The sequence below is a fragment of the Alkalitalea saponilacus genome (genome assembly GCF_900168165.1).
Classification (GTDB): Bacteria; Bacteroidota; Bacteroidia; order Bacteroidales; family Marinilabiliaceae; genus Natronoflexus; species Natronoflexus saponilacus.
On record NZ_FUYV01000001.1, the window covers coordinates 510861 to 534297 of the forward strand.

At 40.6% G+C, this 23437-nt stretch carries 21 protein-coding genes; 12 read left to right on the plus strand and 9 right to left on the minus strand.

Translation table 11 applies throughout. From position 1 onward, the window contains the following. Positions 1-119: 119 nt before the first annotated feature. The 5 genes from B5X70_RS01880 (at position 120) to B5X70_RS01900 (ending at position 8691) form a co-directional block, all read left to right on the plus strand. A complete protein-coding gene (locus B5X70_RS01880; protein ID WP_079556150.1) occupies positions 120-2747 on the plus strand; it encodes a valine--tRNA ligase in 2628 nt (875 codons plus the stop codon). A gap of 232 nt (positions 2748-2979) precedes the next feature. Continuing rightward, positions 2980-5013: a protein-disulfide reductase DsbD family protein gene (locus B5X70_RS01885; protein WP_079556151.1), complete on the plus strand. Its 2034-nt coding sequence runs from the start codon at positions 2980-2982 to the stop codon at positions 5011-5013. A gap of 299 nt (positions 5014-5312) precedes the next feature. Further along, positions 5313-6623, plus strand: coding sequence for an OmpA family protein (locus B5X70_RS01890; RefSeq protein ID WP_079556152.1), 1311 nt, complete (start codon positions 5313-5315; stop codon positions 6621-6623). 12 nt (positions 6624-6635) lie between these two features. After that, on the plus strand, positions 6636-7922 hold the full coding sequence (locus tag B5X70_RS01895; protein ID WP_079556153.1) for a DUF6089 family protein: 1287 nt from the start codon (positions 6636-6638) through the stop codon (positions 7920-7922). Between the two features lie 367 nt (positions 7923-8289). Further along, on the plus strand, positions 8290-8691 hold the full coding sequence (locus tag B5X70_RS01900; RefSeq protein WP_079556154.1) for a DUF1573 domain-containing protein: 402 nt from the start codon (positions 8290-8292) through the stop codon (positions 8689-8691). Position 8692: 1 nt separating this feature from the next. On the opposite strand, the gene B5X70_RS01905 is transcribed toward B5X70_RS01900, so the two are convergent. Beyond that, the gene (locus tag B5X70_RS01905) at positions 8693-9121 is read right to left on the minus strand and encodes a rhodanese-like domain-containing protein (RefSeq protein WP_157666475.1); all 429 of its coding nucleotides are present in this window, start codon (positions 9119-9121) and stop codon (positions 8693-8695) included. A gap of 101 nt (positions 9122-9222) precedes the next feature. Between B5X70_RS01905 and B5X70_RS01910 the strand changes: the two genes are divergently transcribed. Beyond that, entirely contained in the window at positions 9223-9591 is a 369-nt protein-coding gene (locus B5X70_RS01910; RefSeq protein ID WP_079556156.1) for a thiol-disulfide oxidoreductase DCC family protein, read from the plus strand. Between the two features lie 42 nt (positions 9592-9633). On the opposite strand, the gene B5X70_RS01915 is transcribed toward B5X70_RS01910, so the two are convergent. The 6 genes from B5X70_RS01915 to yihA all read right to left on the minus strand — a co-directional run bounded on the left by B5X70_RS01915 (position 9634) and on the right by yihA (position 13806). Beyond that, entirely contained in the window at positions 9634-10182 is a 549-nt protein-coding gene (locus B5X70_RS01915) for a DUF4924 family protein (RefSeq protein ID WP_079556157.1), read from the minus strand. Positions 10183-10215: 33 nt separating this feature from the next. After that, positions 10216-10590, minus strand: coding sequence for an RNA-binding S4 domain-containing protein (locus B5X70_RS01920; RefSeq protein WP_079556158.1), 375 nt, complete (start codon positions 10588-10590; stop codon positions 10216-10218). 13 nt (positions 10591-10603) lie between these two features. After that, a complete protein-coding gene (pth, locus tag B5X70_RS01925) occupies positions 10604-11233 on the minus strand; it encodes an aminoacyl-tRNA hydrolase (RefSeq protein ID WP_232468400.1) in 630 nt (209 codons plus the stop codon). 96 nt (positions 11234-11329) lie between these two features. Continuing rightward, positions 11330-11905: a 50S ribosomal protein L25/general stress protein Ctc gene (locus B5X70_RS01930; RefSeq protein ID WP_079556159.1), complete on the minus strand. Its 576-nt coding sequence runs from the start codon at positions 11903-11905 to the stop codon at positions 11330-11332. 102 nt (positions 11906-12007) lie between these two features. Continuing rightward, positions 12008-12946, minus strand: a complete 939-nt coding sequence (locus tag B5X70_RS01935; RefSeq protein WP_079556160.1) for a ribose-phosphate pyrophosphokinase — start codon at positions 12944-12946, stop codon at positions 12008-12010. Between the two features lie 257 nt (positions 12947-13203). Then, positions 13204-13806 (minus strand): ribosome biogenesis GTP-binding protein YihA/YsxC, encoded by a 603-nt coding sequence (yihA, locus tag B5X70_RS01940; protein ID WP_079556161.1) that lies wholly within the window; start codon positions 13804-13806, stop codon positions 13204-13206. Between the two features lie 289 nt (positions 13807-14095). Between yihA and B5X70_RS01945 the strand changes: the two genes are divergently transcribed. From B5X70_RS01945 to lysA, 3 genes are all read left to right on the plus strand, one after another. Beyond that, positions 14096-15082 (plus strand): type I phosphomannose isomerase catalytic subunit, encoded by a 987-nt coding sequence (locus tag B5X70_RS01945; protein WP_079556162.1) that lies wholly within the window; start codon positions 14096-14098, stop codon positions 15080-15082. 126 nt (positions 15083-15208) lie between these two features. After that, the gene (locus B5X70_RS01950; protein ID WP_079556163.1) at positions 15209-16519 is read left to right on the plus strand and encodes an aspartate kinase; all 1311 of its coding nucleotides are present in this window, start codon (positions 15209-15211) and stop codon (positions 16517-16519) included. A gap of 45 nt (positions 16520-16564) precedes the next feature. Beyond that, the gene (gene lysA / locus B5X70_RS01955; protein WP_079556164.1) at positions 16565-17719 is read left to right on the plus strand and encodes a diaminopimelate decarboxylase; all 1155 of its coding nucleotides are present in this window, start codon (positions 16565-16567) and stop codon (positions 17717-17719) included. A gap of 53 nt (positions 17720-17772) precedes the next feature. Here the strand turns inward: lysA and B5X70_RS01960 are convergent, their stop codons facing one another. After that, positions 17773-18072: a Dabb family protein gene (locus B5X70_RS01960; protein WP_079556165.1), complete on the minus strand. Its 300-nt coding sequence runs from the start codon at positions 18070-18072 to the stop codon at positions 17773-17775. Positions 18073-18200: 128 nt separating this feature from the next. Between B5X70_RS01960 and udk the strand changes: the two genes are divergently transcribed. Then, entirely contained in the window at positions 18201-18821 is a 621-nt protein-coding gene (gene udk, locus B5X70_RS01965; protein WP_079556166.1) for a uridine kinase, read from the plus strand. Between the two features lie 12 nt (positions 18822-18833). Continuing rightward, positions 18834-19553: a 3'-5' exonuclease gene (locus B5X70_RS01970; RefSeq protein ID WP_079556167.1), complete on the plus strand. Its 720-nt coding sequence runs from the start codon at positions 18834-18836 to the stop codon at positions 19551-19553. A 5-nt stretch (positions 19554-19558) separates the two neighbouring features. Here B5X70_RS01970 and B5X70_RS01975 read toward each other — a convergent pair whose 3' ends face one another. Beyond that, positions 19559-20848, minus strand: a complete 1290-nt coding sequence (locus B5X70_RS01975; protein WP_079556168.1) for a T9SS type B sorting domain-containing protein — start codon at positions 20846-20848, stop codon at positions 19559-19561. Between the two features lie 200 nt (positions 20849-21048). Between B5X70_RS01975 and B5X70_RS01980 the strand changes: the two genes are divergently transcribed. Continuing rightward, complete coding sequence (locus B5X70_RS01980; protein ID WP_079556169.1) at positions 21049-23364, plus strand: ATP-dependent helicase; 2316 nt, start codon at positions 21049-21051, stop codon at positions 23362-23364. The last annotated feature ends 73 nt before the right edge of the window (positions 23365-23437 follow it).

The window sequence follows — 23437 nt, forward strand, 5'->3', positions numbered from 1 at the left end:
TGATATGCAGAGTATCTGATTCTTCCTTAAATTTTTCTATTTTTGCACTTCAATATACAACTGAATCAAATTTTTACAGTTGTTCGTTAACGAAAATTCAAAAACGGAAAAAACACATCATGGAGATAGCAAGCAAGTACGACCCCTCAAAAACTGAAGAAAAGTGGTATTCATACTGGATGGAAAACGGGTTCTTTAAATCCGTTCCCGATGAGCGTGAACCTTACACGATTGTGATTCCCCCACCTAATGTGACCGGTGTTTTGCACATGGGGCACATGCTCAATAATACCATTCAGGATATTTTGGTGAGGCGTGCACGTATGCTTGGGAAAAATGCTTGCTGGGTACCGGGTACCGACCATGCTTCTATTGCCACCGAGGCAAAGGTGGTTAACAAATTGCGGGAAGAGGGGATTGATAAGCATTCGCTTACCCGTGATGGCTTTTTGGAGCATGCCTGGGAGTGGACCGATAAGCATGGGGGAATCATTCTGGAGCAGTTGAAAAAACTGGGAGCTTCGTGCGATTGGGATCGCACATGTTTTACCATGGACGAAGTTCGCAGCGAGGGCGTTATCAAATCATTCGTGGATTTGTATAAAAAAGGTCACATCTATCGTGGTATCCGCATGGTAAACTGGGATCCAAAAGCAAAAACAGCTGTTTCCGATGAAGAGGTAATCTACAAAGAGGTTAAATCAAAGCTGTATTACATTCGTTATCAGGTTGACGGAGAGCCCGGTCAGTATGTGACCATTGCCACAACACGTCCCGAAACCATTTTAGGAGATACTGCCGTTTGTGTAAATCCCAACGACGACCGCTTTAAACATCTTGCAGGGAAAAGGGTTTTAGTTCCGTTGATCAACCGCTCTATCCCGGTCATTCAGGACGAATATGTGGACATGGAGTTCGGAACAGGTTGCCTTAAAATTACTCCGGCTCATGATATCAACGACTACGAAATTGGAATGCGTCATAATCTGGAGTCCATCGACATTTTAAATGACGATGGCACCTTGAGCGAAAAGGCTGAGATATTTATTGGCGAGGATCGTTTTGAGGTTCGCAAAAAAATCGAAAAATCACTTGACGAAGCCGGAAACCTGGCTAAGGTTGAGGATTATACCAATAAAGTTGGTTTCTCAGAGCGCACCGATGAGGTGATTGAACCAAAGCTGAGCACCCAGTGGTTTTTACGTATGAGTGAGCTGGCCAAACCTGCTCTGGATGCAGTAATGAACGATGAGGTGAAATTCCATCCTGCTAAATTCAAAAATCTTTACCGTCACTGGATGGAGAATGTAAAAGATTGGTGTATTTCACGTCAGTTGTGGTGGGGACACAGAATTCCCGTATATTATCTGGCCGATGGCACTTTTGTTGTGGCCGAATCAGATGCTGAAGCTTTGGCCGAGGCACGTAAAGCATCCGGAAATGCGACCCTATCCATGAACGATCTGAAACAGGATGAAGATGTACTGGACACCTGGGCTTCATCATGGCTTTGGCCAATCACTGTTTTCGACGGTTTTAATCCCGATAAAAACGAAGTCGATTATTACTATCCTACCAATGATTTGGTAACCGGACACGATATTATATTCTTCTGGGTGGCGCGTATGATTATGGCCGGATACGAGTTCAAGGGAACCTACCCATTTAAGAATGTTTATTTCACCGGTATGGTGCGCGATAAGCAAGGCCGAAAAATGTCTAAATCATTAGGCAACAGTCCCGAACCTTTGGATTTGATTAAGAATTTTGGTGCCGATGGAGTGCGAGTGGGCATGTTACTCTGCTCACCTGCGGGTGGTGATTTGCGTTTCGACGAAAGTCTACCTGAGCAGGGACGAAACTTTGCCAATAAAATGTGGAATGCATTTCGTTTGGTTAAAAGCTGGGATGTTGACAATTCTATCGAGCAACCCGAAAGTGCAGCTCTGGCAATAGAGTGGTTTGGAAATCGCTTGCAAAAAGAGATGGCAGTAATTGCCGATCACTTCGACAAATACCGTGTTTCTGATGCTTTGATGTCGGTTTACACCCTGTTTTGGGATGAGTTTTCAAGCTGGTTTCTGGAAGTGATAAAACCGGCCTATCAAAAGCCGGTTGATGGAAAAACCTACCATGCAGCCATAGACTTTCTCGAAGATTTGATGCATCTTATTCATCCTTTTATGCCATTTATTACCGAAGAAGTCTGGCATCATTTAAAGGAGCGGAAGGAAGGAGAGAGTCTGATGGTGAGCCCCATGCCAGCTCTAAAATCCTTTGATGAATCTCTTCTAAAACAGTTTGAATTGGTTAAAGAGGCCATTGTAAATGTACGCACGGTACGAAAAGAACGCAATGTGGCCATGCGCGACACGTTGGAGCTTAAAGTTCTGAAAGGAGACGATGGTTATGTGGAGCGTTTTAATCCAGTTGTTCAAAAACTTGTAAATCTTGATGGGATTACATCGGTTGAAGAAAAAGTGGAAGGAGCCGTTTCGTTTTTTGTTAAATCGTCGGAGTTCTTTGTGCCAATGGAGTCGGCCATTAATATTGAAGAGGAGCTGGAAAAACTGGAAAAGGAACTACAATATACCGAAGGGTTTTTAAATGGAGTGATGAAAAAATTGGGTAACGAACGGTTTGTTGCAGGAGCACCTGAGAAGGTGGTTGCTATTGAAAAACAAAAACAGGCCGATGCAGAGGCGAAAATTGCCGCTCTAAAGGAGAGCATCGCCCGTTTGAAATAATTTATCTGTTTCTGATATAAATGACAAAGGTCGCTCCGCAGGGCGACCTTTGTCATTTATGAATGGTCTGATTGTTGTGAGCCTATGCAATGAACAATCATTTAAATTGTTAGTTTTATCCATATATTGGTTTAACTATCCAAATCATTTTGTATTTTCATTTGAAAAGCATAATTTTGAAAAATCTATATATGAACATTGTTGCATATAAAAATTTAAACATTTTAGTTATATGAGAAAAATATTGTTTTTATTGTCTCTGTTGCTTGCAGGTTCAATGCATTTTAGCGCGCAGGTTCTGGAACCTGTTAAGTGGGAGTTTTCTGCAAACAGGATTGATGAAAAGCGTGTTGAGGTGGTTGCGGAAGCTACCATCGATGATAATTGGTATTTATATTCAATCAGAATTCCGGAGGGCGGTCCTATACCTACCTCTTTAAATATTGATGAGTCTGTTCAGTATCGTTTGGATGGAGAATTGCGTCAGGAGCCGGAACCGGTACCAACATTTGACGAAGCGTTTCAAATGGAGCTTGGTTATCTGGCCGATCGTGCAAGAATTATACAAAGACTGGAGTTACAATCGGCTGATGAAGTTACAATCAGTGGATATGTTGAGTTTATGGTTTGTGACGATCACCGCTGTTTACCACCTGCCCAGATTGACTTTGAGTTGACTGTTCCCGGAATTTCAGTAAAAGCCGAAACCGCTCCGATTGAGGTTCCGGATGATGCCTCTGATATTGCCACAGACGTTTTAGATGAAGATGCTTTTGAAGATGAAACTGCTGAGGTTGCAGAAGACTTAATAATTCAGACTAAAGAGGAGGAAAAGGACAGCTCCTGGGGGATTTTTTGGATTTCCTTTCTTGGAGGACTTGCCGCATTACTGACTCCCTGTGTATTTCCGATGATTCCTTTAACGGTTAGTTTCTTTTTAAGAAATGCAAACAACAAAACAAAGGCCTTACGAGACGGCGTTTTTTACGGCCTTACCATCATTTTTGCCTACGTTGTCTTGGGGTTGGCCATCTCCATTATATTTGGTGCCAACGCACTGAATGCTTTGGCAACGAGTCCAGTATTTAATGTCATGTTTTTTGCAATACTTCTCTTTTTTGCAGCATCATTTTTTGGCGCATTTGAACTCACCATGCCTGCAAAATGGTCCAATGCATTGGATCAAAAAGCAGATCAAACCGGTGGTTTGATGGGTGTTATCCTGATGGGACTTGTTTTTGTGTTGGTATCTTTCTCATGTACCGGCCCAATTGTAGGAACTCTTTTAGTTGAAGCCGCATTGGGAGGTGGAGTATATGCCCCAGCCATCGGGATGTTTGGTTTTGGATTGGCTTTGGCCATTCCTTTTGCGCTGTTTGCCATTTTCCCAACTGCCATGAAATCGCTTCCAAAGAGCGGGGGATGGATGAATTCCGTTAAAGTAGTTCTTGGATTTATAGTTGTGGCATTTTCATTAAAATTTTTATCGGTTGCCGATGCAGTTGGTCAGTGGGGAATACTTGACCGTGAAGTATTTCTGGCCATTTGGATTTCAATTTTTACTTTAATGGGTCTCTACCTTATAGGCAAAATCAAATTTGCTCACGACAGCGACTTACCTTATCTCAGTGTCCCCAGACTTATTTTGGCCATTGCCACATTCTCATTTGTCTTTTATCTGATTCCGGGTCTGTGGGGAGCTCCGTTAAGAGCTGTTAGTTCATTTTTACCATCACCTGTAACGCAGGATTTTGATCTTTCAAGGGCTCAGTTTGGTTCTGCACAATCAGGAACGGCAATTGAAATTGCCGGAGAGAGCGTGATTGAAGGGCCTCACGGATTAATGAAATATACCGATTATGAAGAGGGTATGGCTGCAGCCCGTGATGCCGGTAAACCTGTTTTTCTTGATTTTACAGGTCTGGGATGTGCCAACTGTAGAAAGATGGAAAGCCTCGTATGGTCAGATAATACTGTTCGCAACATGTTGGCAAATGATTACATCATCATTTCATTATATGTTGATAAACGAGAGCCACTTCCGGAAAGCGAACAGTATGTTTCGGAGGTGACTGGTCGGAGAGTCCGCACGGTAGGTAACAAATGGAGTGATTTTCAGATAGAAAGATACAATATTAATAGTCAACCTTATTATGTGTTATTGAATCATGATGAAGTATCGTTAACAGAGCCAAGAGGATATAATTCAGATGTACAGGAATATATAATTTGGCTGAGAGAAGGATTGGATCAGTTTTCTAATTAGAGTTTACTGGATTAACTTTTGAACCGGCTTACTCGTCTTACGAGTAAGCCGGTTTTTTTTATTATGTTTTTTAGTTTTTTTGGTATGCTGTGTTCTGCAATCGGTTAAATAGTCTTATATTCGGATTCATTTATCTATAAAAACCGTTAGTTTGTAAAAATGATCAGCATTATAGTAGCATCTGTTATCGATATGTTATAGTTTTGCTGTTATAATGAAGTTAGAAAATTAGATATGAAACGAGTCCCGAGGCTTTGGGAGGAGTTCCATGTGGTTGCGTTAAAACAAATCATAGACACATGAAAAGAATTTTACTATTTATCATAACACTTGTTGTAATAAAATTCGGTGCATATTCTCAGATTGATTTCGGCAATTTAGAGGAATATCAGTTGTACCGGCCCGACAGTACTTATAATGTATGGTCGGTTACAGTAGGTTATGGCCCGGTGATCTATTACACTGATGTAATAGATCACACAATATTCCCGCAAAGTAATTTGAAATTTGGACCAACAGTGCAGGTTGCAAGACAATTTGGTCGTTCATGGGCATTGGAAGGGCAATTCATAATGGCCGATATGTATGGCCAAAAGTATCAACGATACTTTAAGGGTGATTTTAGAGAAGCCTCTGTAAATGTTAAAGCTTATCTCAATCAGTTGATTATGGGAGGCCCCATGAGAGACAAATGGAATATTTACGGAAAGTTGGGTCTGGGAATGAATTTTTTCCGGTCTGCTCAATTCAGTCAAATCGATGATCTTCCATTATTTGTCTCCGATGTATATACCATTCCATCTGGGTATCCTACCAGCTATGCCGATTGGGATTGGGATAACGACCTTTTGGTAAAAGGGTACGACAGGCAAACTTTTGAAAAAACAAGCAGACAACGGGAGCTTGTTGTTCCCATCGGGATAGGAGTGCGATACCGTCTGAATAACAGTTTCGATTTAGGGGTGGAAACTTCCATGAGAAATTTACTGGCCGATAATCTTGATGTTGACATGACAGGGGCAGACAATGATAGTTATATGTATACATCATTCTCTGTAACTTATAAAATCGGAAGAAGAAACAGACGCCACTCTTCCTGGACATATAAAGATTTTAACCTCGATTATCAGCGTCAGAGAGCAAGGGATCCAATGATTGCACGTCTTGATTCTTTACGTCAGCAGCTTGATCATTTAGCAGCATCCGATAGCGTGGTAAGTGATACCACCACCATTCACACTGAAAAAGTTATCAGAAGGGAAACCTTCACAGCATCTGTGTTTTTTGGATTTGATCGAAGTGATATTACCCAACGAAGCCACCGTACCATTGCCGGGGTAGCCAGATACATGAAAGACAATCCCGATGTTAGAATTCGGATACGAGGGTATACCGACGACAGAGGAAGTTATGAGTACAACCTGGGATTAAGTGAAAGACGTTGCCGTGCTGTCGTGGACGTGTTGGTAAGGGATTATGGCATTGATGAATCCAGATTTGAGGTAGAACCAAAAGGGAAAGAAATTCTGCTATCCGACACCAGGCGACTGGCTCCTAGAGGGGTTCATCTGGTAAATAGAAGAGTGGATATTATTCAGATTTTTGAATAAAACAGCGACTAAATGAGAATTATTATAACAACGATAGTATGCCTGCTCTCTTTAGGTAATTTATTTGGTCAGTTTCGCCAAACGGACCAAAGGGTTATCGAAGAACATATGCGGTATTCCTTTGAAAAGCCATTTAATACATGGGCGTTAACTCTGGCCTATGGTCCTGTAATCATGTACACCGATATCATCGATTACTCCTTTTTACCAACCGACAGGGTTGATTTTGGATCATCGATTATTCTCAGTAAACAACTGGCTCCGGTTGTGGCTTTGGATTTACAGTTTTATACTGGGAAGATGTATGGACAGAATGAAGAGTTTTATTTCACGGGAAACGTACATGACGTTAGCCTAAACGGAGTTTTGTTTATTAATCAGTTAGGATCAAACCCGGGACCTATAAACGACAGGTGGAACTTCTACCTGAAGGCTGGTGCCGGACTTAACTTTTTCCGCAGCAGACTTCATTTCCGTGAAGACGATGAGATTGTTATGGAGGCTGATTTGGGAGTTAGTTCTACCAGATATATGGTTCATGGTTACGATCCCTACGAACCCGAAGAGAAAACAGACCGTCAGATGGAAGTAATCATACCAGTTTCTGCTGGTTTTCAATACCGATTAAACCGAAATTTTGATGTGGGTATGGAAACCTCTATGCGGTTTACCAACTCCGATAATCTGGACAACATCTTAACCGGATCAACCAACGACCGTTATTGGTTTACAGGTGTTACACTCAGCTACAAAATTGGAAGGAAAGATAAAAGACATATGCGTTGGACTTACCGCGGACATGGCTTTGATCTGTTTGGCCGACCAGTTCGTGATCCCGTCAGTGATGAACTGAGCCGACTGGAGGAGGATATTGCAAGATATGCTGAAAACCGACCTGTAAAACGGGATTCTATTACCATCATGGAGACACTAACCCGGATTTATGAAACTGTTGAGGTTAGAAGTATATTCTTTGAGGCAGGCGGCGAAATCCAATTTGATGAAGAGGATCTGGTTCTTATGGCAGAAACTGTTGTTCTTTTAAAGCAGAACGAAGGAAGTTTTGTGCAACTTTACGGATATGTTGATCCTTCAGACAGGGGCGACCATAAAGAATTATCGCTTAAAAAGTGCGAAACAATAAAAGAGTTCATGGTGACTCAATTAGGCGCTGATGCTGAAACCATTCAGTTAATCCCTCGCGGAAGCAGTGATAACCTGTCCGAGAGGGGGATTTCTTCTCCTGAAATTCGGAAAATGGCAAACAGAAGGGTTGATATTGTATTCAGAATGAGGTGAATAAAGTTTCTTATCGCCATAGTACCATCCCGCCATACGTGAAACGTTTGGCGGGATTTTTTATAATTTTTTATAAAGTTCTTTCACGATTATCAATTGCTTTTATAATTTTACCATCCTGTTTAATGAATTCCGAGCGTGTTAACTTTTTTTGGCGTGGTTGTTGATGCTTTACTAACAGTTGGAAACTTGAAATATCCATGTCAAGGAAACTTTGACACGAAAGGGAATAATTATTCATGGATGTTCAATATATCAATTAAAAACAAATTATAGACAGATGAGATTAAAAGCAAGCTTGAGCGCTATGTACCGAAATTAATCAACAATAGGTTATATAATACATTAAAGTAAAATTACATAAAGGATGAAAAGAATTATTATAATCGCAATTATTGGAGTTGCATTTGCAATTATAGCGAAGGCTTCACAGCCTGAAGGTCCGGAACTTACCTTTGAAGAGTCAGGATTGAACTATGGCACAGTTACCACCGAGAACATACCGGGAGGGAAAGTTTCCATTGTGTTTACTAATACTGGAGATGAGCCGTTGGTTTTATCTAATGTGCGTGCCTGTTGCGGAACCCGTGTTGAAAGATATCCTCGTCAACCCATTGCACCAGGGGTGAAGGATAGCATCAATGTTTCATTTAATCTGGCTCAACGACCACAGAGAATTAACCGTGTTGTAACTGTAAATTCCAATTGCCGGAATAATTTCGCCCATACATGGAGAATCACCGGTCAGGTGGTGGCAAGTGAGGAGTAAGTTATTCTTCTTGTATACACTTTGGGGAAGGACGCTGCAATAATGGCAGGTCATTATTTGACCAGCCACGTATGCCGTCTGATATTAAATACACTTCTCCCTGATAGAAGGTGGATAGAATTTTAATCATATCTCTACTGCGCCTGTTGGATGTGCAATATACCACAACAACAGGCGTTGTTGCTTCTTCTTGTAAACGTTTCGCTGCATTGCATAAATCCACATCAATGTTTATGGCTCCGTGTATGTGTTGAACCTGAAACATGCTGTCTGTGCGTCCGTCCAGAATCTTTACTTTTTCGTGTGTAAGCAACTTCTTATGGTCTTTAAAAAACTCATAGGAGTTAATTTCTGTTACTCTTATATCTTGAGATTGCAGGCCTGCTGATAAAATTAGGAAGGCTAACAGAAGCATATATGATTTTATCATTACCATGTCGTTTGTTTTTTTACAAAAAAACAAAATTCATTTTTAAACTACAATTCTTTGAACTCTTACTTCGGGGTTGATGTTTTATAAAAAACACTTGAATGAAGCAATACAAAGTATTTTTTGATGGTTATTGTGTGTTATGCACCCGGTTTGCAAATATTTTGCTTAAACGCATTGGGGCTTCTGTTGATCTTATTCCCATGCAATCAAGCAGAGGGAAATATGATCTTGAAGAATTGGGCGTTATGAGTGACCCAGATGAAATTATTCTGGTTAATGATAACGAGGTTTATCGTGGAGCAAAAGCTGTTTTGTTTTTAATGAAGGAAGCCGGCGGTTTTTGGAAGATGGGAGCGGGGTTAATACAGTTATTACCCGGTTGGATAATAAATCGTGGTTATAGAGTTGTCGCCCGTAACAGGTATGGCTGGTTCGGAAAAAGGGACACTTGTTATATCCCATTGTAATGGCAGGCTCAGGGATAATTGTAGGTCGCTGTTACATTTCCATTAATTGTCGTTATTTAAAGTGCCCGCTTGTTCCTGCTTGTATTTTTTTGATAAGTGAGCCAAAATACCTGCAAAACTTTTAACTGCACTGTTGGTAGCTTCACTTATTTTCTCTCCTTTGAGTTTTAATAGAAAGGTATTATAAAGCGCGCTCAGCATGAGCTCTATATCATTTGATGGTTTAGGTTCAGTTTTTTGTTCCAGCTCTTTTAAAAGTGGGATGATTCCTTCAAACTGAATTTTGTAATTTAAATGTCGTGGATCGTTCAGTAGTTCGCCATGAAGGGTATTTAGCTCATTAACCGTGTTAATGAGAATTTGCAAATGCCCGGTACTCTCTTTTTTCTCTATCTTCATCATCTCTGTGAGATTATCCCACCAATCTTCCACCTCACTAAGCTGCTCCAATGGCAAATCATATTTCTTTATGATGCTCTCACGGATATTGTTCATGTCGCATTTGTTGGCTCTGATGAGATCTTCAACCTGCCACATATATAAAATATATTCAGCAATATTGTCCCGCTTTTTTTGTCTGGCTGTAAACATGGTTTAAAAACGTTTAAATGTCTATTGATGGGTTCAATCGTCTCCTTCGAAAAATGAATCCAAATCACGACGCTCTTTTTTGGTTGGACGACCTGTCCCTTTGTTTCGGTTCATTTTGTTGGCCAACCGGGTTAGTTCCATCACTTCAAGTTCTTCATGGGAGGTTACCTCTTTGATATATTCGGGTGTAAGTTTGGCGCCCATCCGTTTTTCTGCCACATCAAGAACTTTATATTTCCTGATAATTGGAGGGTCTTTTATCTCCACTATGTCACCAGGTTTTAATGTTCTGGATGATTTAACAGTGACACCGTCCATCATGACCTTCCCTTTCTTGCAAGCCTCGGTGGCAATGCTTCGGGTTTTAAACAGCCTTACAGCCCATAAATATTTGTCGATGCGTACCATGATGTATTGTTTTTTATCTCTTGTTATAAAGATTCATGGTTCTGGTAATGCCCAATGTTCCAAAACTTTTGATTATCTCAATGGCTGAGTCAAAGAATTGGGGTAATTCTGCTGCTTCGTTCGGTGTCCATTGTCCAAGAACATAATCAACCTGGTGCCCTTTTCTGAAATTGTCCCCTATTCCAAATCTGAGTCTGGCATATTGATTATGACCAAAAGTGTCCTGAATATTCCTCAATCCATTGTGACCGGCATCACTGCCTTTGGCTTTTAGTCTGAGTTTGCCAAAAGGCAGGGCTAAATCATCAACCACTACCAGAAGATTTTCGGGTTTTATGTTCTCTTTTTTCATCCAGTAGTTAACCGCTCTGCCACTTAAATTGACATAGGTGGATGGTTTCAGCAGGATGTAAATCCGTCCTTTGTGTTTGAACTGAGTCACCATCCCATAGCGTTTGTCGTCAAAATTAACGTCTTCAGCATGTGCAAGCGCGTCTAAAATATCAAAACCTATGTTGTGGCGGGTATTTGCATAATCTGATCCGATGTTTCCCAGTCCAACGATTAAATATTTCATTTCAGGAGGTGTGGTTTCTTTTTCGGTATTTTTGCCAAATATATTGATTAACAACCTTTTTATCATGGTTGAGATGTTTTATTTGTGATAGCAGGGATTCATCTTTAAGCACAAAAACCTCCATATTCAGGAATATGGAGGTTTTTAAAGATCTTAATCTGGTTATCCTTTTTGCTGCTGTGCAGCGGCACGTGCAGCTCTGGTAAGTTTAACGGCCACAACAACAGAGTTTTTAGCGTTAAGCAGTTCCAGTTCAGGAAATGAAAGCGAACCAACCTGAATTCCTTTTCCAAGACCAAGTTTTGAAATGTTGATTTCCAAGTCATCTGGCAAGTTTTTCATCAATCCTTTTACGCGAAGCTTACGCTGCTCTAGGGTTAATTTACCACCCGCCTTAACACCTTCTGCCAAACCTTTAAGTTTAACAGGAACTTCAATGGTAATTGGTTTGTCTTCAAATACCTGAAGGAAGTCGATGTGGATTAGTTCATCACTTACAGGATGGTACTGTAAATCTTTGATGATGGCTTCGTAAACTGTTCCTTCAATGTTTAATTTTACAATGTAAACTTTTGGGGTGAAGAGCAATTTTCTGAACTCATTGGCTTCAGCCTGAAAGTGAACAACATCTTTCCCTCCGTATAATACTCCGGGAACCTGGCCGCTTTTGCGCAGCTCTTTGGTTGCAGTTTTTCCAAGATTATCTCTCTTTACTGCTTTTACTTCAATAGTTTGCATGTTTAATAAATTAGTTTGTGCTACTCAAAATTAAGTTCGGATGATGTAAACCTTAATTTCCCATCACACGATATCCCGTTTTTGGGGTTGCAAAGATATAAATTAAATTACAAATTGTGTGCTTATTGATTGATAATTATATACTCTGTCGATGGTCTCAGAGAAGAGTTGCGCAACACTCAGGGTTTTTATTTTGGCTGAACTCTTTTTTAAAGGAATCGAATCGGTAACATAAACCTCGGTTAAAGCGGAATTTTCAATTCTATCATAAGCCGGACCCGACAAAACAGCGTGAGTGGCGTAAGCGCGAACACTTCTGGCTCCTTCTTCCATCATCATGCCGGCAGCCTTAGTTATGGTACCTGCCGTATCTATCATATCATCCAGAATGATTACATTTTTGTCCTTTACATCACCAATGATGCGCATCTCGTCTATTACATTGGCCTTTGACCGGTATTTGTGACAAATAACCATGGGGGTTTCCAGAAATTTTGCGTAAGTATTGGCACGTTTGGTTCCTCCCACATCGGGTGAGGCTATCACCAGATTTTCAAGATTCAATTGGCGGATATGTGGGACGAAGATACTGGATGCATAAAGATGATCAACTGGAATGTCAAAGAATCCCTGAATTTGATCAGCATGCAAGTCCATGGTTATTATGCGATCCACTCCTGCTGTACTTAGCATGTCGGCCACCAGTTTTGCACCAATTGATACCCTTGGCTGATCTTTTCTGTCCTGCCGGGCAAAACCAAAATATGGTATCACTGCAACTATTTTATAGGCCGAAGCTCTTTTTGCTGCATCAATCATCATTAATAACTCAAAAAAGTTATCTGATGGCGGAAAGGTTGACTGAATCAGGAATACATGGGAACCACGAACAGTCTCTTCATAGGCTGTCGCAAATTCGCCATCGCTGAAGTTAACCAGCTTGATGTTACCTAATTCCCTTCCTGCGCAAAGGCTTATTTTTTCGGCCAAATAGCGGGTCTGAGTTCCTGAGAAAATTTTTATAGGTGCTTTGGGTGGCATTTAATTAGCTGTTTATCAGTTATCTATAAGAAGTTGTTTGTGCTTGCAAAGATAGGAAAAATCATCCAACCAGCACCTCCTTATTTTCAATTAATTATAAAATAGAACTTTAGAATGCTAGAGTTTAAGAGTGTTTGAGTGGGGTAATGTGTTGATTGCCAAAGATTAAATCTTGGTTTGTTTTTGAAATCTCAAATTAATTTGTGAAATCCAGGTCAGATTTATTGCTTATTTTACAACTCTAGGTTTCAGCAATGCTATTTGTTCCAGGTTGAGTTTATCTGCTCAATAAATTGCAAAATCTCCTCTCTACCTGTCCCCTTTTCTGCTGATGATATGAAATATTGTGGCAGTTCTTCCCAGTCATCATTTAAACTTTGCATATATTTTTCAATTAACTGAAGAGAACCCTGTTTTTTAAGTTTGTCCACTTTGGTGAAAATAAGGCAAAACGGTATTTGAGCCTCGCCCATTTTTCTCATGAATTCCAAATCACTTGTCTGCGGTTCGATCCGTGAGTCAACCAATATAAATAGGCACATGAGGTTTTCACGTGTTGCCAGATAGTCCATGATCATTTTTCCGAACTTGGCCCTTTGGGTTTTTGCGACTTTGGCGTAACCATATCCTGGCAAATCAACAAGATACCATGATTGGTTTATTAGAAAATGATTTATTAACTGGGTTTTGCCGGGAGTAGATGACGTTTTTGCCAGCTTTTTTGAATTGCATAACATGTTAATCAATGATGATTTTCCCACGTTTGACCTTCCAATGAAAGCATATTCAGGCATTTTGGGGGGCGGACATTTATCTGCCTTTTGATTACTTACTAAAAACCTGGCTTCTTTGATTAACATTTTTTATTGGCAAAAATAGTAATTGGCAGGCAGAAAGCGATAAATTTTCTTTATTATCTTTGTCAATCATTTAATAATGATGCAAATTATCAATAGCTGTTAGGTTGATTTCTCTTCATGAGGATAGCATTAGATACCCGGAATTTGTCTTTCCTGTGTCTCTGGTTGTACTTTTGCCTGTTATTCTGCATCATGTGCTCATTATCTTAATTGGCTGTATGGGCTTGACCTCAATTCTGACCCCGCGGACTGCTTTGAAATTTCGTAAGTTCTTTTAAAATCTTTATAAATGGATAAAAAATTATACCCAATAAAATTTACTCCACTCTTAAAAGAAAGGATATGGGGCGGTGAAAAGCTGGAGACTGTTTTAAATAAGCCACTAAATGGCCGAGCCCGAATTGGAGAAAGTTGGGAAATATCCGGTGTAGAAGGAGATGTCTCTGTTGTTTCGAATGGTTTTTTGGCAGGGAATAGTTTACCGGAACTTATTGAGGTATATATGGGTGATTTGGTTGGAGATAAAGTATTTCAAAAATTCGGCGAGGAGTTCCCACTGTTGATTAAGTTTATTGATGCCAGAGAAGCCTTATCCATTCAGGTACATCCCGATGATGAATTGGCCAGAAAACGCCACAACTCATTCGGTAAGACCGAAATGTGGTATGTTATGCAGGCTGATGAAGGTTCTGAACTTATCAGTGGGTTTTCCAAAAAAATCACACCAGTTCATTATCAGGAAGCGGTTAAGAACAATGCGCTGGAAGATTTGCTTGCAAAACATCCTGTTAAATCAGGAGATGTATTTTACATGCCAGCCGGACGGGTTCATGCTATTGGAGCTGGAATCATGATAGCCGAAATTCAACAGACATCTGATGTAACTTATCGTATTTATGATTTTAACCGAGTGGACGAAAATGGAAACTCCCGGGAGCTTCATACTGAATTGGCTGTTGATGCAATAGATTATGAAGTTCAGGAAGATTATAAAACCAATTACAAAGAGAAGCTTAATGGGGCGGTTGAGATGGTTCGGTCACCATATTTCGTCACAGGAAAACTGAAGATAGATGACACTTTTGGTCGGGATTATTATGCATTGGACTCCTTTGTGATATTGATTTGTATGGAAGGTTATGGAAAAATCTCTTATGGAGAAGGTAATCATGAGAGCTACTCCAAAGGAGATACCATTCTGATTCCCGCCGAGTTGAGGCAGATTTCCCTTATCCCCTCAGAAACCACTGAATTGCTTGAGGTTTACGTACCCTGACCTGGTTTTGTGCTTTTAATTTATAATTAAATTGCGGATATTTTTGATTATATATATGCAAAATAGTGAAGTTTGCTTTAATTTTGCAGCAGGCTTCCATTTAGAACACATAAAACAATATATATTATGAAGGTTATGAAATTTGGCGGAACCTCAGTAGGTTCTGCCGATAGAATGAAAGAAGTTGCTAGCCTGGTTTCCGATGGAGATAACAACATTGTGGTTTTATCGGCCATGTCGGGAACAACAAACAATCTGGTTGAAATCTCCAATTACCTGTATAAAAAGAATCACGATGGAGCCAATCGCATCATCAATCAGCTGGAAAAAAAATACTACGAAGAGATAGATCTGCTCTATAAAAACTCTAAGATAAAAGAAGAAGCCACTGAAGTGGTTAAATCACGGTTCGATTTTATCAAATCGTTGGTCAAGGACGAGTTTTCCGAGGTGGAGGAAAAAGAAATTCTGGCACAGGGAGAGTTGATGTCGACTGCGATGGTGAATTTATACCTGATAGAACAAGGTAAAGATTCAGTTCTAATTCCTGCCCTTGAGTTTATGAAAACCAACAGCGATGGAGAGCCGGATATAAGCTACATTAAAGAGAACATCAAAAAGTATTTGGACATCCATAAGGACAGCAAAATCTTGATTACCCAGGGGTATATTTGTCGCAATGTTAATGATGAGATTGACAATCTTCAACGCGGCGGCAGTGATTACACAGCGTCTCTTATTGGTGCAGCAGTAAATGCCGATGAAATTCAGATATGGACAGACATTGACGGAATGCACAACAACGATCCCCGATATGTTGAGAATACGAAATCCATAGCTGAGTTATCCTTCGATGAAGCTGCAGAGTTGGCCTATTTTGGAGCAAAAATTTTGCATCCAACAAGCGTTTTGCCGGCTAAGGTGGCAAATGTTCCGGTAAGAGTTTTAAATACGATGGAGCCAAAAGCTCCCGGAACCACCATCTCAGGGAAGGATTCCAAAAACAGAATTACTGCTGTTGCTGCCAAAGACGGCATTACAGCCATCCGTATACACTCCGGTCGAATGCTTATGGCTTATGGATTCCTGAGAAAGGTGTTTGAGATCTTCGAAAATCACAAAACACCAATTGATATGATTACAACTTCCGAAGTTGGAGTTTCGGTAACCATCGATAAATTGAAACATCTGGATGAGATTGTGGATGAACTCAAGACTTTTGGTTCTGTGGAAGTTGATTCAGACCTGGTAATTATTTGTATCGTTGGCGATTTGGTTCGTGAAAACAAAGGTTATGCTAACCGTATTTTTGATGCATTAAAAGATATTCCTTTACGTATGATTTCATACGGAGGCAGCGATCACAATATTTCTGTGCTGGTTAGTTCAGAGAATAAAAAAGAGGCTCTCAGAGCATTAAGTGCAAAACTTTTTTAAAGTAGCACGGTTTTAATATTAATTGTAAACGATAAAACATAAGGAATGAGTAATTATTTTCCCGCAGAAAAATTCAAATCGATACCAACACCTTTTTATTTTTATGACATGGGTTTGCTTGAGCAGACCCTTCAAAAAGTAAAGTCTGAATCCGATAAATATAACTTTGTAGTTCATTATGCCATTAAAGCCAATGCCAATGACCGCATATTGGAACGCATCCGTGAATACGGTATGGGGGTAGATTGCGTTAGCGGCTTCGAAGTTAAGAAGGCTTTGGATATGGGATTTCCCGCTCAAGGAATTGTTTTTGCGGGGGTTGGAAAAGCCGACTGGGAAATTGAAATGGGTATTGATAATAACATTGCTTGTTTCAATGTTGAGTCAACAGCTGAACTGGATGTAATCAATGAGATTGCCACGCGTAAGAACCAAAAAGTGAAGGTGGCCATGCGGATTAATCCAAACGTAAAAGCCAACACTCATAAATATATTACCACAGGTCTGGACGAGAATAAATTTGGGATTCACCAAATGGATGTTGAAAAAACAGTGGATGCCATTACGAAAATGGATTTCATCAATTTGGAAGGCATTCACTTTCATATTGGTTCTCAAATCATGGATCTTTCTTCTTTCAGTGCCTTGTGCGAGAGGGTAAATGAAATTCAGGATTGGTTTGAGGAGAAAGGAATTGCTCTGAAAACCATTAACGTTGGAGGTGGACTGGGTATTGATTACAATAAGCCGGCTGAAAATCCAATCCCTGATTTTGAGAATTACTTCAGGATTTTCAGCGAGGGGATAAAGTTGCGTCCCGGCCAGGAAATTCATTTCGAGTTAGGACGTTCTGTTGTGGGACAATGTGGTAACCTCATTTCAAAAGTTCTCTATGTGAAGGAGGGTGTAAAAACCAATTTTGCCATCATTGACGGAGGTATGACTGATCTTATTCGTCCCGCACTTTATCAGGCCTACCATAAAATTGAAAACATTACCAGTAATGGTTCTGAGGAAAAATATGATGTGGTTGGTCCCATTTGTGAGTCTTCTGACAGTTTTGGGAAAGATATTGAACTGCCAAAAACATCAAGAGGAGATCTCATGGCCATTCGTTCAGCCGGAGCATACGGTGAAGTAATGGTTTCGAGATATAATCTCAGAGAAGAACCCAAAGCTTATTATTCGGATCAGTTGTAAACGATTTCATAATAAAAAGAAAAACCGAACTCTTTTGGGTTCGGTTTTTCTTTTTATACTTCGTAATCCACACAAGCTCTTTCGTCCAGCATTTTTCGGATTATCACCGCCACTTTTTGATGTTCCGGATGAACTACATAGGCCTTTAATTCATCCCACCCTTTAAACTCGCTGATGAGAGAAAGATCATAGCTCTCCTGTGGGTTGGCATTAATGCCGGTTTCAATGGAAATAAGTTCCGGAATGTGATTTTTTAAGTCATCAAGCGCCTGTTTAAGCTCAGAAAGCTTTTTTGTACGCGCGCTCTCCTCCAGCTCTTTTTTAAATTTAAATAAAACTACGTGTTTAATCATTGATAGATTTGTTTGAGTTTGATATTATTGAAGCGATATTTTTTGCTTGATATTTCTTATTTTGCGGTGTGAAATTTTATTCACTCGCTCAATTTTGAGTAAAATTACAAAAAAAAGCGGATTCTTTTATGCTGATAATCGGGATTGCCGGTGGAACCGGCTCGGGTAAAACAACAGTAGTAAAAAAAATACTAAAGCAATTACCTTGTAATGAGGTGGCAGTATTGCCACAAGATTCTTATTATCGTGATAGTGGCCATTTGCCGCCTGATGAGCGGCAAAAGATCAATTTTGATCATCCCGACGCCATCGAATTTGAACTTTTAACAAAGCATATTGCCCGGTTAAAGGCAGGTAAACCTGTTGAACAACCTGTTTACTCTTATCTCACCTGTACACGACAGAAAGAAACCATAAAGGTAAATCCTTGTGAGGTGATCATCGTGGAAGGCATTCTAATTCTGTCTAATCCTGCCTTGCGTGAACTGATGGATTTAAAGGTCTTTGTGGATGCAGAGCCCGATGATCGGTTGATGCGTGTAATTCAGCGCGACATTGAGGAGCGGGGACGAACTGTGCAAAAGGTTTTAACCCGGTATGAGGATACCGTTAAACCAATGCACCTTCAATTTATTGAACCAACCAAACGATATGCCGATCTGATTGTGCCACAGGGTGGCAACAATCATGTTGCCATAGATATTTTAACGCAGTACATTCTCAGAAACTTAACCAGAGTAAAGCAATAAATATCCAAAATAATGCTTGATCAGTATAAAGTAGAAAACGTCCTTTTCGTCGATATTGAAACCGTGCCTCAATATCCAGGTTTTCAAGATCTCGATGTTGATTTTCAGCAGTTGTGGGAGAAAAAATCATCCTACTTTCGAAAAGAGGATCAAACCCCTGCCGATGTTTATGAAAGAGCCGGTATTTATGCCGAGTTTGGAAAAATCGTCTGCATCTCGGCGGGTATTGTGTTTAGTAAAAATGGGGAGCGGTTTTTTAAAGCAAAGTCCTTTGCCGGCCACGATGAAAAACTGCTTCTTACTGAATTTGGTCAAATGCTGACGGCATTTACCTCTGAAAAGGACAGGAATATTTGTGGTCATAATGTCAAGGAATTTGATATTCCATTCATTGCTCGTAGAATGATTATTAACGGTGTTAGCTTGCCGGCTGAGCTTGATGTGGCCGGTAAAAAACCATGGGAGGTTAAATTTATCGATACCTTGGATTTATGGAAATTCGGAGATTATAAGCATTATACATCATTGGCTTTGCTCACCAAAATATTGAACATTCCAACTCCTAAGGATGATATTGACGGAAGTCAGGTGGCATCTGTCTATTATGAGGAGAATAATCTGGAGCGCATTGCTGTTTATTGTGAAAAGGATGTGTTTGCAACAGCTCAGCTTTTTCTTCGTTTTAAGGGAGAACCATTAATTAAACAAGAGAACTTTATTCGTGCCGAATAAAGTTCTTATCTGCCCCTGATGAGATGAACAGGTCCCGATAATTTGTATTTTTCATTGGCGTTGTATCCTTCAGCTTCAATGTGGTAGAAATAGACTCCCGGTGCAGCACGTTTGCCTCCAATGGTTCCATCCCACCCTTCGGACGGGTTGGAAGAACTGTAAACCCTGCGTCCCCAGCGATTGTAAATTACCATGTTGAATTTTCTTATCGAGCGAAAGGCAACTCTAAATTCGTCGTTAATTCCGTCCCCGTCGGGTGTAAATGTATTGGGGACTTCAAGCAGGGATTCCATAACATTAACCGTATTTGGATCAGGGGTCCGGTGCCAGCATTCAGATATGCCTTCCAGAAATACATGATCATTATAGACGGTCAGGTACACTTTGTATTCCCCTGCCCTCTGAAATACATAAAAAGGGTTACGATCCCGGAAAGCGATGGTGTCAGATGGACCGGCTATTTGCCATGCCCATCGGCTTACCGGACCACTGCTTTTTTCTTCAAAACGGATTTCGATGGGAGCGGAACCTTCAGCTATGGAGGTTTCGCTTCCCCGGTGTATTTCGTTGCTTTTTTCATCGTCCCTTGTCCTGGGACGAATTATATTCCAATCATAATCAGCTCTCACAGCAATGGCATGATAGTCCAGATATTCAGAGACACTCTTTCCTGCCACATCTGAAATGGTCACCGTGATTTGTGTATCTTCCACTGGAGCATTCATTTCAATTGAGGCTCCAAACTGTGTGAAATCGATGGAGGGATTTGCACTCCATTGATAGGTTTTCTCAATACTAACTGTACCCGGGTTTCCTGTTGATGGATCATAGTAAGTTAGTGGAATGGATTCACTGGTTGCTGAAAGTTCCAGTGAAAAGCAGTCCTGAAAATCGATAACGATTTCAGGGTTTGCAATTTCAGTTTCAAATGCCCAACAGCGATATACCTCTTCCAAGTTGCCGTTTTGGATTACCCGCAACATATACCCACCCGGTTGATTTACGATTAGAGCGGTAAATACTCCTGTTTGGGTCTGTAGAAGTTGATCCCACGTGTTAGTTTCCGAATTATGCCTGTACCATTCAAATTCGTAGTTTTCTGATTGATCAGTAGCTGTATATCTTAAATTGGGATTGAGCAGCAAATTCTCAAATATAAATACAGGATCGGATGGTGAATAGCTGGTTTGTGTGGTGTAAATTGCGTCGGCTACAATTTGTGCCTTGATGTTGCTGTTCAGGAGCCAGGAAAACACAAAAATAAAACACCATATGTATGTCGATCTGTTAATCATCTGAATTGTTTATGATTTAATTCTCAGTTGCGAAAATACAATTTTTGTTTTGATTGTAAACTGTGTATCTTACACATATTAAACGAAGGCATGTTAAAATAATTGTGATGTTATCAGGCTGTCGAAAAAATAAAATATTCCAATGATCTGATCATGTAACGAACTATCTTTGTTCCTTAAATTTTGAAATATCTGGACTTGTGGAGAACTATCTCGAACAATTAAATGATTCACAGCGCGAAGCCGTAGTAAATACAGAAGGCCCATCTTTAATAGTTGCAGGCGCCGGCTCTGGGAAAACGCGCGTGCTTACATATCGCATTGCTCATTTGCTTGCCAACGGGGTGGCTCCCTGGAACATCATGGCGCTTACTTTTACCAATAAAGCCGCCCGGGAAATGAAGGAGAGAATTGGAACCATAGTTGGCGCCAACGTGAGCCAGCGGTTATGGATGGGGACTTTTCACTCCATTTTTGCACGCATTCTCCGCATGGAGGCTGAACATATTAAATTTCCATCAAGTTTTACAATTTATGATAGTGCAGATTCCAAGAGTCTTATAAAATCCATTCTCAAGGAGATGCAGATAAAAAATAAAGAGTACAAACCCGGTTTGATTCTTTCACGCATCTCTTCGGCTAAGAATGATTTGGTTTTACCCGGTGCCTATTCTCGCGATCAGCAACGCCTCATGGCCGATCGAGCATCCAAAGTACCACTTGTTTATGATATTTATCAACGATACATGAAAGCCTGCTATAAGGCAGGCGCCATGGACTTTGATGATTTGCTTCTCAATACAAATCTCCTTTTCAGGGATAATCCGGCTGTGGTAGCCAGGTATCAGGATCAGTTTAAGTATATTCTGGTAGATGAGTATCAGGATACCAACCGGTCACAATATTTAATTGTGAAAAAGCTGGCGGAGTTGCACAAAAATGTTTGTGTTGTTGGTGATGATGCTCAAAGTATATACAGCTTCCGGGGTGCTAAAATTGAGAATATTCTCAATTTTAGAAACGATTACCCCGGTTATCAGCTGTTTAAGCTCGAGCAAAATTATCGTTCTACACAACTCATCGTCAATGCTGCCAACAGCATCATATCCAGAAATAAAGGGCAGATAAAAAAAGTGGTTTTTTCAGAAAATGAACCTGGAGAAAAAATCAGGATTTTTTCTGCTGTTTCAGATATGGAAGAGGGTTTTATTGTGGTAAATGATCTCATATTGCGCCGCCACGCGGCACGATGTGCATTTTCTGATTTTGCCATACTCTACCGCACCAATGCACAGTCCCGTATTTTCGAGGAAGCCCTTCGTAAGAACAACATTCCATACAAAATATATGGGGGCTTATCCTTTTACCAACGAAAGGAGATAAAGGACTTGCTGGCCTATATGCGCATGGCGGTGAACCCTCGTGATGGCGAAGCCTTAAAACGGGTCATTAATTTTCCGGCAAGAGGAATTGGTAAAACTACTCTGGATAAACTGGAGGCAGCAGCCGCATCCAATGATCTTACCGTATGGGATATTCTGACGCATCCAAACCTTCCGAAAGCAGGATTTAATGCCGGAACGGTGAAAAAGCTCAACAGCTTTGTCGCACTGGTCAACGGTTTTTTCAGACAAAGAGAGAGCATGGACGCTTATGAACTAACCACTGAAATTGTTGCTCAAAGCGGTCTTTTGAAGGAGTTTCATCAGGATCAGACCATTGAAGGACAAACCCGTCTTGAGAACCTTGACGAATTGCTTAACGGGGTTAAGGAATTCGCAGATAACCGGCGTGAGGCGGGTGAGCCCAATTCGCTGGAGTTTTTCCTGGAAGAGGTTTCTCTGTTAACCGATCAGGATAACGAATCGGAGGAGGATGTGGCCAAGGTTACTTTAATGACCATTCATTCGGCCAAAGGACTTGAGTTCCCATATGTATATATAGTTGGCGTTGAAGAAGGCTTGTTTCCTTCGCAAATGTCTGCCATGGCTGAAACTGAACTGGAAGAGGAGCGACGCCTGTTTTACGTCGCCGTAACCCGGGCCGAGAAGCTGGTAACGTTAAGTTACGCACGCAACCGTTTTAAGTATGGAGAATCAACTTTTGCCAGCCCCAGCCGCTTTTTGCGGGAGATGGATACTGAATTTATCTCTGAGGATTCACAACAGATAACCGGCTCTTTTAAATCATCTACATCTTTTGAACGACATGAACCCCGTAAAAAGTATGATTTTTCCGGCTCCTCGGCATCTGGTTTTAATTCGGGAAAACGGTTTTCGAAAATTGGGTCAGAAAAGAGCCCGGAATCTGGTATGGAAAACAATGCCGGGACATCCGGTTTGGGATCAGTTACTAGGGTTCAGGTTGGTGTAGTGGTGGAACACGAAAGGTTTGGAACCGGAAAAGTTATTGGTTTGGAGGGGGTTGCTCCTAATGTGAAGGCCATTGTCGAATTTCAAAATGCCGGAAAGAAACAATTGCTGTTAAAGTTTGCCAAACTAAAAATATTGAATTAATTTTGAGGCCTGAGCTACTCGTTTAAGAATATATCTGGCAAGTAGACCCGAACCAATCTTCGTGAGAAACTCC

What these genes read in the sequence shown, in the direction of transcription:
- yihA (WP_079556161.1), bottom strand. Translation starts at nt 13,806, where the DNA reads ATGTTAATCAAAGAAGCCAGGTTTTTAGTAAGTAATCAAAAGGCAGAT.
- B5X70_RS01895 (WP_079556153.1), top strand. Translation starts at nt 6,636, where the DNA reads ATGAGAATTATTATAACAACGATAGTATGCCTGCTCTCTTTAGGTAAT.
- B5X70_RS01945 (WP_079556162.1), top strand. Translation starts at nt 14,096, where the DNA reads ATGGATAAAAAATTATACCCAATAAAATTTACTCCACTCTTAAAAGAA.
- B5X70_RS01880 (WP_079556150.1), top strand. Translation starts at nt 120, where the DNA reads ATGGAGATAGCAAGCAAGTACGACCCCTCAAAAACTGAAGAAAAGTGG.
- B5X70_RS01950 (WP_079556163.1), top strand. Translation starts at nt 15,209, where the DNA reads ATGAAGGTTATGAAATTTGGCGGAACCTCAGTAGGTTCTGCCGATAGA.
- B5X70_RS01930 (WP_079556159.1), bottom strand. Translation starts at nt 11,905, where the DNA reads ATGCAAACTATTGAAGTAAAAGCAGTAAAGAGAGATAATCTTGGAAAA.
- lysA (WP_079556164.1), top strand. Translation starts at nt 16,565, where the DNA reads ATGAGTAATTATTTTCCCGCAGAAAAATTCAAATCGATACCAACACCT.
- B5X70_RS01910 (WP_079556156.1), top strand. Translation starts at nt 9,223, where the DNA reads ATGAAGCAATACAAAGTATTTTTTGATGGTTATTGTGTGTTATGCACC.
- B5X70_RS01890 (WP_079556152.1), top strand. Translation starts at nt 5,313, where the DNA reads ATGAAAAGAATTTTACTATTTATCATAACACTTGTTGTAATAAAATTC.
- B5X70_RS01885 (WP_079556151.1), top strand. Translation starts at nt 2,980, where the DNA reads ATGAGAAAAATATTGTTTTTATTGTCTCTGTTGCTTGCAGGTTCAATG.
- udk (WP_079556166.1), top strand. Translation starts at nt 18,201, where the DNA reads ATGCTGATAATCGGGATTGCCGGTGGAACCGGCTCGGGTAAAACAACA.
- B5X70_RS01960 (WP_079556165.1), bottom strand. Translation starts at nt 18,072, where the DNA reads ATGATTAAACACGTAGTTTTATTTAAATTTAAAAAAGAGCTGGAGGAG.
- B5X70_RS01905 (WP_157666475.1), bottom strand. Translation starts at nt 9,121, where the DNA reads ATGATAAAATCATATATGCTTCTGTTAGCCTTCCTAATTTTATCAGCA.
- pth (WP_232468400.1), bottom strand. Translation starts at nt 11,233, where the DNA reads ATGATAAAAAGGTTGTTAATCAATATATTTGGCAAAAATACCGAAAAA.
- B5X70_RS01935 (WP_079556160.1), bottom strand. Translation starts at nt 12,946, where the DNA reads ATGCCACCCAAAGCACCTATAAAAATTTTCTCAGGAACTCAGACCCGC.
- B5X70_RS01900 (WP_079556154.1), top strand. Translation starts at nt 8,290, where the DNA reads ATGAAAAGAATTATTATAATCGCAATTATTGGAGTTGCATTTGCAATT.
- B5X70_RS01975 (WP_079556168.1), bottom strand. Translation starts at nt 20,848, where the DNA reads ATGATTAACAGATCGACATACATATGGTGTTTTATTTTTGTGTTTTCC.
- B5X70_RS01970 (WP_079556167.1), top strand. Translation starts at nt 18,834, where the DNA reads ATGCTTGATCAGTATAAAGTAGAAAACGTCCTTTTCGTCGATATTGAA.
- B5X70_RS01920 (WP_079556158.1), bottom strand. Translation starts at nt 10,590, where the DNA reads ATGGTACGCATCGACAAATATTTATGGGCTGTAAGGCTGTTTAAAACC.
- B5X70_RS01915 (WP_079556157.1), bottom strand. Translation starts at nt 10,182, where the DNA reads ATGTTTACAGCCAGACAAAAAAAGCGGGACAATATTGCTGAATATATT.